General features: G+C 61.3%; 9 protein-coding genes. 8 read left to right on the top strand and 1 reads right to left on the bottom strand.

Going from position 1 to position 13317, the window contains the following annotated elements; genetic code table 11:
* Window positions 1–295 precede the first annotated feature (295 nt).
* Window positions 296–1315, bottom strand: coding sequence for a quinone-dependent dihydroorotate dehydrogenase (locus tag PFAS1_RS20690; protein WP_076030344.1), 1020 nt, complete (start codon window positions 1313–1315; stop codon window positions 296–298).
* A gap of 229 nt (window positions 1316–1544) precedes the next feature.
* Between PFAS1_RS20690 and PFAS1_RS20685 the strand changes: the two genes are divergently transcribed.
* From PFAS1_RS20685 to cobA, 8 genes are all read left to right on the top strand, one after another.
* Window positions 1545–2756: a CmpA/NrtA family ABC transporter substrate-binding protein gene (locus PFAS1_RS20685; protein WP_074875039.1), complete on the top strand. Its 1212-nt coding sequence runs from the start codon at window positions 1545–1547 to the stop codon at window positions 2754–2756.
* A 15-nt stretch (window positions 2757–2771) separates the two neighbouring features.
* A complete protein-coding gene (locus PFAS1_RS20680) occupies window positions 2772–3347 on the top strand; it encodes an ANTAR domain-containing response regulator (protein ID WP_074875038.1) in 576 nt (191 codons plus the stop codon).
* Between the two features lie 348 nt (window positions 3348–3695).
* Entirely contained in the window at window positions 3696–4907 is a 1212-nt protein-coding gene (locus PFAS1_RS20675; protein WP_074875036.1) for a nitrate/nitrite transporter, read from the top strand.
* A 7-nt stretch (window positions 4908–4914) separates the two neighbouring features.
* On the top strand, window positions 4915–6585 hold the full coding sequence (locus PFAS1_RS20670; RefSeq protein ID WP_076030343.1) for a bifunctional protein-serine/threonine kinase/phosphatase: 1671 nt from the start codon (window positions 4915–4917) through the stop codon (window positions 6583–6585).
* A 400-nt stretch (window positions 6586–6985) separates the two neighbouring features.
* A complete protein-coding gene (gene nirB, locus PFAS1_RS20665; RefSeq protein WP_074875032.1) occupies window positions 6986–9439 on the top strand; it encodes a nitrite reductase large subunit NirB in 2454 nt (817 codons plus the stop codon).
* Window positions 9436–9753: a nitrite reductase small subunit NirD gene (gene nirD, locus PFAS1_RS20660; RefSeq protein WP_074875030.1), complete on the top strand. Its 318-nt coding sequence runs from the start codon at window positions 9436–9438 to the stop codon at window positions 9751–9753. The genes nirB and nirD overlap by 4 nt, the downstream gene beginning before the upstream one ends.
* On the top strand, window positions 9753–12467 hold the full coding sequence (locus PFAS1_RS20655; protein ID WP_076030342.1) for a nitrate reductase: 2715 nt from the start codon (window positions 9753–9755) through the stop codon (window positions 12465–12467). The genes nirD and PFAS1_RS20655 overlap by 1 nt, the downstream gene beginning before the upstream one ends.
* Before the next feature lie 10 nt (window positions 12468–12477).
* Window positions 12478–13242, top strand: coding sequence for a uroporphyrinogen-III C-methyltransferase (gene cobA / locus PFAS1_RS20650; protein WP_074875027.1), 765 nt, complete (start codon window positions 12478–12480; stop codon window positions 13240–13242).
* Window positions 13243–13317: the final 75 nt, after the last annotated feature.

The raw sequence follows: 13317 nt of genomic DNA, 5'->3' as shown, positions 1-13317 counted from the left end.
ACACTCCGACACGACAATCTGATTACGTAACGACTTACCACGCACGCCCCATCCGGGCGGCGGGCTTCGGCCCAGGGGCTCCTTCGAGGAGCCCTTTTTTATGCCTGTAAATATTGCGTTGGTGATGTCGCTTTTGTGGCGAGGGAGCTTGCTCCCGCTCGGCTGCGAAGCAGTCGTAAACCCTGCAACTGTGTTTTACCTGACACACCTGATTGACTGGTTTTTGGGCCGCTTCGCAGCCCAGCGGGAGCAAGCTCCCTCGCCACAGTTAATCCCCATCGCCGCAGATGATTCTTCAGCGCAGCGCGGCGATGGCGTCGACGGATTCCCGGATCAGCGCCGGGCCTTTATAGATGAAGCCGGAATAGAGCTGCACCAGGCTCGCCCCTGCAGCGATTTTCTCAGCCGCGTGCTTGCCTTCGGTGATGCCGCCCACGGCGATGATCGGCAAGCGACCGGCCAACTCGGCCGCCAGCACCTTCACGGTGTGGGTGCTCTTGTCGCGAACCGGTGCGCCGGACAGGCCGCCCGCCTCGTCACCATGTTCCATGCCTTCTACACCAACGCGGCTCAAGGTGGTGTTGGTGGCGATCACCGCGTCCATACCGGTTTCGATCAGCGCTTGCGCGACCTGAACGGTTTCTTCGTCGGTCATGTCCGGCGCAATCTTGATCGCCAGCGGTACATGTTTGCCGTGGCGCAGCGCCAGTTCTGCACGGCGCGTCGCCAGGTCGGCCAACAATTGCTTCAGCGAATCACCGAATTGCAGGCTGCGCAGGCCCGGGGTGTTCGGCGAGCTGACGTTGACTGTCACGTAGCTGGCGTGGGCGTAGACCTTGTCCAGGCAGATCAGGTAGTCATCGACCGCCCGCTCAACCGGGGTATCGAAGTTTTTGCCGATATTGATGCCCAGCACACCCTTGAACTTTGCCGCCGCCACTCGAGCCAGCAGGTGATCGACGCCGAGGTTGTTGAACCCCATGCGGTTAATGATCGCCTCGGCATCCGGCAGACGGAAAATCCGTGGCTTGGGGTTGCCCGGCTGCGGACGCGGAGTGATGGTGCCGATTTCGACAAACCCGAAACCCAGTTGCGCAAAACCGTCGATGGCCGCGCCGTTCTTGTCCAGACCGGCCGCCAGACCCACCGGGTTCGGGAAGTCCAGGCCCATGACGGTCACCGGCAATTTCGCCGGCGCCTTGCACAGCAAGCCGTTGAGGCCCAAACGCCCGCCCGCGCCGATCAGGTCCAGGGACAGATCGTGGGAGGTTTCCGGGGAAAGTTTGAACAACAGCTGACGGGCCAGGGTGTACATGGGCAGGTTTGACTCTGGGCTACGAAAAGTGGCGGCGATTATAGCCGGGCATCGGGGTTGCAGGCGAGGCGCGCGAGAAAATCAGCGAGCGATGGCATATGCCTTGCACCGCCACTCACATCAGCACTCATGCCAACGGCGGGATGAGTCGAAAGACAAAGGCGTCGTCACTTGGCCTTGCCCTGGCAAGCAGCCCGGTCCGGCGCTTTTTTATGAAAGGTGTTTACAGATGATTGAAGTTCCAGCCAACCCTCTGGCCTGGGTCAACGGCAGCGACGCCCCGGAAAAGACCGAAATCAACCTCGGCTTCATGGCCCTGAGCGACTGCGCCTCGGTAGTGGTCGCGGCCACGCAGGGCTTTGCCCAACCGTATGGCCTGACCCTGAACCTCAAGCGCCAGTCGTCCTGGGCCAACCTACGGGACAAACTGGTCAGCGGCGAACTCGACGCCGCCCACAGTTTGTACGGTCTGATCTACGCCGTGCATTTGGGCATCGGCGGTGTCGCGTCGACCGACATGGCGGTGCTCATGGGCCTGAATCAGAATGGCCAGAGCATCAACCTCTCCCATGGCTTGCAGGCGCTGGACGTGACCAGTCCTGAAGCACTGGAGCGGCACGTGCACCAAAGTCGCCCAAAACTCACCTTCGCTCAGACATTTCCTACGGGCAGCCACGCCATGTGGCTGTATTACTGGCTCGCGAGCCAGGGCATCCATCCGTTGCAGGACGTCGACAGTGTGGTCGTACCGCCGCCGCAGATGGTCGCGCACCTGCAAGCCGGGCGCATCGACGGCTTCTGCGTCGGCGAACCATGGTCCGCCAGTGCGGTGCAGCAAAATCTGGGGTTCACGATGGCCACCACCCAGACCATCTGGCCCGATCACCCGGAAAAAGTCCTCGGCTGCACCCGCGCCTTTGTCGAGCAATACCCCAACACCGCACGGGCGCTGGTGATGGCGATTCTGGAGGCCAGCCGTTTCATCGAAGAAAGCACCGAGAATCGCCGCAGCACCGCAAAGCTGTTGAGCGCCCCGCAATACCTTGATGCGCCACTCGATTGCATCGAACCGCGATTGCTCGGTGACTATGCCGATGGCCTGGGTAATCGCTGGCAAGACCCGCACGCCCTGCGCTTCCACGACAATGGCGAGGTCAATCTGCCGTATTTGTCCGATGGCATGTGGTTCATGACTCAGTTCCGCCGCTGGGGTTTGTTGCGCGACGACCCGGACTACCTGGGCGTGGCCCGTCAGGTCCAGCAACTAGACTTGTATCGAGAGGCCGCCACCGCTGTCGGTGTGGCCGCGAGTGATCAGCCAATGCGCAGCAGCCAGTTGATCGACGGCAAGGTCTGGGATGGCCTGGACCCTGCCGGTTATGCCCGCAGTTTCAAGCTGCACGCCATGAGCGACAGCTCGCCCCTTCTCGCCAGCCGCTGACAGGAGACTGCGAATATGTTGCGTATCCTGCTGATCAACGACACTGCAAAGAAAGTCGGACGCCTGAAGGCGGCCCTGACCGAAGCCGGGTTCGAGGTGATTGACGAGTCAGGCTTGACCATCGACCTGCCTGCGCGCGTCGAAACGGTGCGTCCGGACGTGATTTTGATCGATACCGAGTCACCGAGCCGCGATGTCATGGAACAAGTGGTGCTGGTGAGCCGCGACCAACCGCGGCCGATCGTGATGTTTACCGATGAACATGACCCCAATGTGATGCGTCAGGCGATCAAGTCCGGGGTCAGTGCCTACATCGTCGAAGGCATCCACGCACAGCGCTTGCAGCCGATTCTCGACGTCGCCATGGCGCGTTTTGAAAGCGACCAGGCCCTGCGCGCCCAACTCAATGCCCGCGACCAGCAACTGGCCGAGCGCAAGCGCATCGAGCTGGCCAAGGGGTTGCTGATGAAAATGAAGGACTGCAACGAGGAAGAGGCCTACACCCTGATGCGCCGCCAGGCCATGAGCCGCCAGCAGAAGCTGATTCAGGTGGCGGAGCAGATCATTGCCATGAGTGAGTTGCTCGGCTGACTCCCCCAAACGATCGTTCCCACGCTCCGCGTGGGAATGCCGCCATGGACGCTCTGCGTCCGCTTCGAGCTGTGACGCAGAGCGTCACGGGATGCGTTCCCACGCAGAGCGTGGGAACGATCAGCGTGAATGTGGCACAGATCTCGCAAAGTAATCACTACAGGCAACCAACGGCGGTTGCCCCACCTACGACAAAGACGTCGCTCACCTCATTTGCCCTTTGGCGAATCCGGTGGCGGCGTTTTTTTGTTTTGGCCCCACAGACCGGGGCCGGTGGTGCGGCCGATGCGGCGCCCCACCTGCAAGCTCATGACTCCTTCTCGAGACTCCTAACAGCTGAGGTGCGCGATGAATTCAAGCTTCTGGAAATCTGGCCATACCCCGACATTGTTCGCGGCCTTCCTCTATTTCGACCTGAGTTTTATGGTCTGGTACCTGCTCGGCCCACTGGCGGTGCAGATCGCCGCCGACCTGCACCTGACCACCCAGCAGCGCGGGCTGGTGGTGGCCACGCCGATTCTGGCCGGGGCGGTACTGCGCTTTGTAATGGGCCTGCTGGCTGATCGCCTGTCGCCGAAAACCGCCGGGCTGATTGGCCAGGTGATCGTCATCTGCGCCCTGTTCGTTGCCTGGAAACACGGCATCCACAGCTACGAACAAGCGCTGGTGCTAGGCCTGTTCCTCGGCATGGCTGGCGCGTCCTTTGCCGTCGCCCTGCCGCTGGCCTCGCAATGGTATCCCCCTCAGCACCAAGGCAAAGCCATGGGCATCGCCGGTGCCGGTAACTCGGGCACTGTGCTCGCCGCACTGATCGCCCCGGTGCTGGCAGCTGCGTTTGGCTGGAGCAACGTGTTCGGCTTCGCGCTGATCCCGCTGATCCTGACCATCATCGTCTTCGCCTGGCTGGCCAAAAACGCGCCTGAGCGGCCAAAAGCCAAGTCCGTGTCCGACTATTTCAAGGCCTTGGGCGACCGCGACAGCTGGTGGTTCATGTTTTTCTATAGCGTGACCTTCGGCGGCTTCATCGGCCTGGCCAGCGCCCTGCCCGGTTATTTCAACGACCAATATGGCCTCAGCCCGGTGACCGCCGGCTACTACACCGCCGCCTGCGTGTTCGGTGGCAGCTTGATGCGTCCGTTGGGTGGCGCTCTGGCGGATCGTTTCGGTGGCATTCGCACCCTTCTGGGGATGTACACGGTGGCGGCGCTCTGCATCGCAGCGGTGGGTTTCAACCTGCCGAGTTCCTACGCAGCGCTGGCACTTTTCGTCTGCACCATGCTCGGTTTGGGTGCCGGTAACGGCGCCGTTTTCCAATTGGTGCCGCAGCGTTTTCGTCGCGAGATCGGTGTAATGACCGGTTTGATCGGCATGGCCGGCGGTATTGGTGGATTTGCGCTGGCAGCGGGCATGGGCGCGATCAAGCAAAGCACCGGCAGTTATCAACTGGCCTTGTGGTTGTTCGCCAGCCTTGGCGTTCTGGCCTGGTTCGGTCTGCACGGTGTGAAACGTCGCTGGAGAACCACGTGGGGTTCGGCGGCCGTGACCGCTGCACGGGTCTGAGGCTTCAATGAGCCTGCAACTGAGTTTTGCCGAAGCGAGCGCCATCGGCCCTCGCGAGGAGAATCAGGACGCCCTGCGCCTGGTGACTCCGGCCCCGGCGCTGGCGGCGAGCAAGGGTTACCTGTTCGCCATCGCCGATGGCGTCAGCCAGTGCGCCGATGGTGGCCTCGCCGCCCGTTCGACGTTGCAGGCCCTGGCGCTGGATTACTACGCCACGCCGGAAACCTGGGGCGTCGCACAGGCCTTGGACCGCCTGCTACTGGCACAAAATCGCTGGTTGCAGGCCAATGGCGGTGGGCAACCGTTGCTCACCACTGTCAGTGCCTTGGTCATGCGCGGCAGGCGATTTACCTTGGCCCATGTCGGCGATTGCCGGGTTTATCGCTGGCACGCCGACACCTTGCAACGGGTCAGCGAGGATCACGTCTGGGACCAGCCGGGCATGCAGCATGTGCTCAAACGGGCACTTGGGCTCGATCAGCATTTGGTGCTGGATTTTCTCGATGGCGAACTGCGCTTGAACGAAAGTTTCGTACTGCTCAGCGACGGCATTTGGGCGGTGCTGGGCGACACTGCGATCGCGGCAATTCTGCGCGATCAACCGGATTTGAACAGCGCGGCGCAGACCTTGGTCAGTGCGGCGCATCTGGCCGGCAGCCAGGACAACGCCAGCGCCCTGTTGGTGCGGGTCGATGCCCTCGGTGAAACCAGCATCGGCGATGCGTTGATTCATTTGCAGCAGTGGCCGCTGCCGCCAGCGCTGAAACCGGGCCAGACTTTCGAAGGCTGGCAGGTCGAAGGGATACTCGGCCAGAGCCAGCAGTCGCTGCTTTATCGGGTGCGCGATGGGCAACAACAGCCCTGGCTACTGAAAACCTTGCCGGGCGCGCTGCGTGACGATCACCTCGCAGGGCAGGCGTTGCTGTCGGAAGAATGGTTTCTCAAGCGCGTGGCCGGGCGGCACTTCCCTGAAGTCCATGCCGCCAGTCAGCGTCAGCATTTGTACTACGTGATGCGGGAATATTCCGGATCTACCTTGGCGCAGTTGCACGCCGATGTCGGACCGCTGCCGCTGCCCCAATGGCAGGATCTGGCCGAACGCCTGCTGCGAGCGGTTGGCATGCTGCACCGACGGCAGATTCTCCATCGCGATATCAAACCGGAGAACCTGCTGCTGGGGGACGACGGCGAATTGCGCCTGCTGGATTTCGGCCTCGCCTATTGCCCGGGCCTGTCCGAAGACCAGCCTTCTGCCCTGCCCGGAACCCCCAGCTATATCGCGCCGGAAGCCTTTCGCGGGGACGCACCGACACCGCAACAGGACCTGTATGCCGTCGGCGTGACCTTGTATTTCCTGCTCACCGGGCATTATCCCTACGGTGAAATCGAAGCTTTCCAGCGCCCACGGTTCGGGGTTCCTGTCAGCGCCAGTCGCTATCGACCCGACCTGCCGGAATGGATTGCGAAAAGTCTGGAGCACGCAGTAGCGGTGGATCCGGATCAACGCTTTGAAACGGCGGAAGAATGGTTACTGCTGCTGGAACAGGGCGAGCGGCGCAGTTTGAGCGTGCGCCCCAGGCCGCTGCTGGAGCGCGAACCGTTGAAGGTCTGGCGGACCTTGGCGCTGGTGTCGTTGCTGGTGAACCTGGTGCTGCTGGTTTTGCTGTTTCATGGCTGAGTTTTTCACTGCACCCAAAAGATCAAAAGATCGCAGCCTGCGGCAGCTCCCATCGGTGCCCACGATCTCCTGTAGGCGTTGACGCAGGCTGCGATCTTTTGACTTTTCTGCTTCAAAACCGGGCATAGCGCATTGAACCGGTGCACGAAAACACCCGCCACCCGTGACGAAAGCCCATAAATCCTGCTTTTACGAGAGTTGGCACAACCACTGCATTACCTCTCTCACCATACATAAAGCCCAACCTTCAACGATGAAGGGTGCGCTGCCCGAGAGAACGGGACCAGGACAAAGGCGTCCTCGCTAGGCAACTAGCGGGACGCCTTTTTTTGTTTGCGCACATTTGTCGAGCAAGACCTGAAAGCCCTGTTGAGGCGAGTCTGAGCTCCCGGAGATCCTGATGAAAAAACTAAAACTGGTGATGATCGGCAACGGCATGGCCGGGGTTCGCACCCTGGAAGAACTGCTCAAGTTGAGCAATGAGCTGTACGACATCACGGTCTTCGGTGCCGAACCTCATACCAACTACAACCGCATCCTGCTCTCGCCCGTGCTGGCCGGCGAACAGACCTTCGAAGAGATCGTGCTCAACGATCTGGACTGGTACCTGGACAACAACATCAAGCTGCTGCTCAACCGCAAAGTGGTGGAGATCGACCGGGTCAAACGCCGCGTGATCGCTGAAGACGGCAGCGAGGCGGAATACGATCGCCTGCTGATCGCCACCGGTTCGACCCCCTTCATCCTGCCGATTCCCGGCAACACTTTGGACGGCGTAATCGGCTACCGCGACATCGCCGACACCCAGGCCATGATCGACACGGCGAAAACCCACAAGCACGCCGTTGTAATCGGTGGCGGCCTGCTCGGCCTGGAAGCGGCCAACGGCCTGATGCTGCGCGGCATGCACGTCACCGTGGTGCACATCGGTGAATGGCTGCTGGAACGGCAACTGGACAAAACCAGCGGCCAACTCCTGCAAACCGCCCTGGAAGCCCGTGGCCTGCACTTTCGCCTGTGCGAGCAGACCCAGGCCCTGCACGATGCCGGCAATGGCCGGGTCGGCTCGGTCGAGTTCAAGAATGGCGACATCATCCCCGCCGACCTGGTGGTGATGGCCGCCGGTATTCGCCCCAACACCGAACTCGCGGAAAAATCCGGCATCCCCTGCAACCGCGGGATTCTGGTCAATGACACGATGCAAACCTACGACCCTCGGGTCTACGCAATAGGCGAATGCGCCAGCCACCGTGGCATCGCCTACGGCCTGGTGGCGCCGCTGTTCGAACAGGCCAAGGTCTGCGCCAACCATCTCGCCCAACTGGGCTTCGCCACCTACAAGGGTTCGGTGACGTCGACCAAATTGAAAGTCACCGGCATCGACCTGTTCTCCGCTGGCGACTTCATGGGCGGCGAAGGCACTGAAACCATCACCCTCTCCGACCCTATCGGCGGGGTCTACAAAAAACTGGTGATCAAGGATGACGTGCTGGTCGGGGCCTGTCTGTACGGCGATACGGCAGACGGCGGCTGGTATTTCCGGCAGATCCGTGAGAACCACGCCATCGATGAGATCCGCGATCACCTGATGTTCGGCGAAAACGCCCTGGGCGATGTAGGACATCAAGGCCAGGACAAAGCCATGAGCATGGCCGACACCGCCGAAGTCTGCGGCTGCAACGGTGTGTGCAAAGGCACCATCGTCAAGGCAATTCAGGAGCACGGGCTGTTCAGCGTCGATGACGTGAAAAAACACACCAAGGCTGCCAGCTCCTGCGGCTCCTGCGCAGGGTTGGTGGAACAGATCCTGATTAACACCGTGGGCGGCGCAGCAGACGTCAAACCGAAAAGCGAAAAAGCCATTTGCGGTTGCAGCGACCTGAACCACGGGCAAATCCGCCAGGCCATCCGCGACCAGCACCTGCTGACCATCGCTGGCACCATGAGCTACCTGAACTGGCGCACGCCGAACGGCTGCGCCACATGCCGCCCGGCGCTCAACTACTACCTGATTTCCACCTGGCCGGGCGAAGCCAAGGACGACCCGCAATCGCGCCTGATCAACGAACGGGCCCACGCCAACATTCAGAAAGACGGCACTTACTCTGTAGTCCCGCGGATGTGGGGCGGTGTGACCAATCCTTCGGAACTGCGGCGCATTGCCGACGTGGCCGACAAATACAACGTGCCGATGGTCAAGGTGACCGGCGGCCAGCGTATCGATTTGCTGGGGATCAAGAAGCAGGACCTGCCCGGCGTCTGGAAAGATCTCGACATGCCGTCCGGCCACGCCTACGGCAAATCCATCCGCACGGTGAAGACCTGCGTCGGCAGCGAGTTCTGCCGCTTTGGTACGCAGAATTCCACGCAACTGGGCATCGAGCTGGAGCACGACCTGTTCAACATGTGGTCGCCACATAAAGTGAAACTCGCCGTCTCCGGTTGCCCACGCAACTGTTCGGAAGCGGGGATCAAGGATGTCGGAATTATCGGCGTGGATTCGGGCTGGGAAATGTACATCGGCGGCAACGGCGGGATCAAAACCGAGGTCGCGGAATTCTTCGTCAAATTGAAAACCGCCGAAGAAGTGCGTGAATACAACGGCGCGTTCCTGCAGCTTTATCGCGAAGAAGCTTTCTACCTCGAACGCACCGTGCACTACCTGCAACGGGTCGGCATGGAACACATCAAGAAAGCCGTGCTGGAAGACCCGGAGCGGCGCAAGGCGCTCAACGAGCGCTTGCAATTCTCCTTGTCGTTCGAACAGGACCCGTGGAAGGAACGCCTGGAACAACCGCTGCTGAAGAAAGAATTCGACGTCATCACAGTGAAGAATCTGGAGGTGCCGGCATGAACTGGCTGGATATCTGCGCACTGGAAGAAATCAATGCCCTGGGCTCGCGGATCATTGCCGGCCCGAAAGGCGACATCGCGATTTTTCGTACCAGCGACGATGAGGTTTTCGCACTCGATGACCGCTGCCCACACAAGGGCGGGCCACTGTCCCAAGGTCTGATCTACGGCAAACGAGTCGCCTGCCCGCTGCACAACTGGCAGATCGATCTTGAGACTGGCGAAGCCCAGGCCCCGGACATCGGTTGCGCTCACCACCACTCAGCACGGGTCGAGAACGGCCGGGTGTTGCTGGCTCTGCGGGAAGCAAACTGATGAACCAGATCACCGCTTCCACCTGCTGCTACTGCGGGGTCGGCTGCGGCGTGCTGATCGAGCATGACGGCGAGCGCATTCTCGGCGTCAGCGGCGATCCGGCCCACCCGGCCAACTTCGGCAAATTGTGCAGCAAAGGCTCTACCCTGCATCTGACCGGCGACCTTGCGGCCCGGGCCTTGTATCCCGAACTGCGCCTGGGCAAAGGCCTGGCCCGCAGCCGCACCGACTGGGACACCGCCCTTGACCATGCCGCCAGCGTTTTTGCCGAGACTATCGCCGAACACGGCCCGGACAGCGTGGCGTTCTACATTTCCGGGCAATTGCTGACCGAGGATTACTACGCCTTCAACAAACTGGCGCGCGCGCTGGTGGGCACCAACAACATCGACAGCAATTCGCGCCTGTGCATGTCTTCGGCAGTAGTTGGTTACAAGCGCAGCCTGGGCGCCGACGCACCGCCGTGCAGCTACGAAGACCTGGAACTGAGCGACTGCGTGATGATCGTCGGCAGCAACATGGCCTACGCCCACCCGGTACTTTTCCGTCGCCTGGAAGAAGCGAAATCCCGCCGGCCGCAGATGAAAGTCATCGTCATCGACCCGCGTCGTACCGACACCTGCGATCTGGCTGACCTGCACCTGGCGATTCTGCCAGGCACCGATGTCGCCTTGTTCCATGGGATTTTGCACCTGCTGCTGTGGGAAGACTGGGTCGACCGCGACTTCATCAAGGCCCACACCGAAGGCCTGGCCGAACTGAAGAACCTGGTGCGCGATTACACGCCGCAGATGGTTTCGCAGCTCTGTGGGATCAGCATTGATCAACTGCATCAATGCGCAGAATGGGTTGGCACTTCCCCCAGTTTTCTGTCGCTGTGGTGCATGGGACTGAACCAGTCCACCGCCGGCAGCGCGAAAAACAGCGCACTGATCAACCTGCACCTGGCCACCGGGCAAATCGGCCGCCCCGGCGCAGGACCTTTCTCCCTGACCGGTCAGCCAAACGCCATGGGCGGCCGCGAAACCGGTAGCCTGTCGAACCTGCTGCCCGGCCATCGTGAAGCCGCCAATGCTGAACATCGCGCGGAAGTGGCAGCGTATTGGGGCGTGGATCAACTGCCTGCAAACACCGGGCTCACCGCTATCGAGTTGTTTGAGCAGGTGCGCAGCGGGAAAATCAAGGCACTGTGGATCGCTTGCACCAACCCCGCGCAATCAATGCCGGATCAAACCGCCGTGCGCGAGGCGCTGCAAGCCTGTCCGTTCGTGGTGTTGCAGGAGGCCTTCCGCACCACCGAAACCGCAGCGTTCGCGGACCTGCTGCTGCCTGCGGCCAGTTGGGGTGAAAAGGACGGCACGGTAACCAACTCCGAACGGCGCATTTCCCATGTTCGTCGAGCCATCGTCGCACCTGGCGAAGCCCGCTCTGACTGGGCGATCACCGTGGATTTCGCACAGCGCCTGGAGAAATATCTGCATCCCGGACAAACCAGTCTGTTTGCCTTTGAAAACCCGGCGCAGATCTTCGACGAGTACAAGCAATTGACCCGCGGGCGTGATCTGGACTTGTCCGGCATCAGTCATGCGTTGATCGACCGCCTAGGCCCGCAGCAATGGCCTTTCCCCGCGGGAGCCAGCGAAGGCACAGCCCGTCTGTACCTGGACGGGATTTTCCCGACGGCCACTGGGCGCGCACAATTCGTGGCCGACCCGTACCGCGCCGCCAAGGAACAACGCGACGCGCGCTTCCCGCTGACCCTGATCACCGGTCGCCTGCGCGATCAATGGCACGGCATGAGCCGCACCGGCACCGCCGCCCAGCTATTTGGCCACGTCAGCGAAGCGGTGTTGAGCTTGCACCCGGATGAACTGCGTCGGCATCGGTTGCAACCGGGCGACCTGGTCAGCCTGAAAAGTCGCCGTGGTGCGGTGATTGTCGCCGTTGGAGGCGACGACAGCGTGCGCCCCGGCCAGGCCTTTCTGCCTATGCATTGGGGTGATCGCTTCCTCAAGGGCGGCGTAAATACCCTCACTCTTCCCGCCTTCGACCCGCTATCGAAACAGCCCGAACTCAAACACAGCGGCGTGCGTCTCGAACCTGTAAATCTCCCATGGCAACTATTCGCCCTGATCGAGGGCGATGTTCAACAGAATTTTGAGACGCTACGACCACTCTGTGAGGCGTTTTCCTACGTCAGCCTCAGCCTCGCTGGGCGTGAACGCCCCGCGCTGCTGATACGCGCTGCCAGCGCCGTCGCGCCCGACCCGCAACTGCTGCGTGACATCGATCAATGCCTGAGACTCAACGATGGCCCGGTTTTGGCCTATGACGACCCACGGCGCTCTATCGGTAAACGGGTGCGGATCGAGAACGGCCGGATCACTGCCATTCGCCTGGCGGGTGAAACCCTTGCCCAACACTGGCTGCAAAACCTGTGGCTGGAAGGTCGCGCCGACGAACAGCTGCGGCGCTGGCTGCTGGCACCGCTGAGCGCACCGCCGGGCAACGCCAATGCACCGGCCGCTGGGAACAAAACCCTGTGCAACTGCAAAAACGTCAGCCAAAGCGCCGTCTGCGCCGGCATTAGCCGTGGCCTGGACTTGCAGGGTTTGAAACAAGAATTGGGCTGTGGCACGCAATGTGGCTCGTGCGTCCCGGAAATCAAGCGTTTGCTGGCCGCCACTGCGCAGCCGGTCGCCGTCACCTCGTGAGGAAAACACTATGAGCGCAAAAGTCTGGCTGGTGGGCGCGGGCCCTGGCGATCCGGAATTGTTGACCCTCAAGGCCGTGCGGGCGTTGAGCGAAGCGGATGTGGTGCTGATCGATGACCTGGTCAACGATGCGGTGCTGGAACATTGCCCGCAGGCGCGGATCATTCCCGTGGGCAAGCGCGGCGGCTGTCGCTCCACACCTCAGGCATTCATTCATCGCCTGATGCTGCGTTATGCCCGCCACGGAAAATGCGTGGTGCGCCTCAAGGGCGGTGATCCGTGCATTTTCGGCCGGGGCGGCGAAGAGGCGCAGTGGCTGCGTGAACGTGGAGTCGAAGTGGAACTGGTCAACGGCATCACTGCCGGGCTTGCCGGTGCAACGCAATGCGATATTCCGTTGACGCTGCGGGGTGTTGCGCGTGGCGTAACACTGGTCACCGCCCACACTCAGGATGGCAGCAGCCTGAACTGGCAAGCCCTGGCCCAAGGTGGCACGACGCTGGTGGTGTATATGGGTGTCGCAAAACTGAGCGAGATCCGTGAGCAGTTGCTCGCCGGAGGAATGGCGGCGGATACCCCGGTGGCGATGATTGAAAACGCTTCCCTGCCACACCAACGGGAATGTCGGAGCGACCTGACTGCGATGGAAGAAGATGCCTACGCTTTTGAGTTGAAAAGCCCGGCCATCCTGGTGATCGGAGCGGTCGCGGCCAGTGCAGAAGTATCCCTGTCGGTATCTGATTTCTCTTCGATTGCAGTCAATCAGTCAACCTGACTTCCCCCCGCTTCACCCCTCCCCTCATCAAATCGCAGACAAAGAAAAGCCCGGCCTAAGCCGGGCTTTTCAGAG

The sequence above is a fragment of the Pseudomonas frederiksbergensis genome, from assembly GCF_001952935.1.
In the GTDB taxonomy this organism is placed as follows: Bacteria; Pseudomonadota; Gammaproteobacteria; order Pseudomonadales; family Pseudomonadaceae; genus Aquipseudomonas; species Aquipseudomonas frederiksbergensis.
Note: the sequence above shows the minus strand (reverse complement) of the source record. Positions and strands in the feature narration are given on the sequence as shown.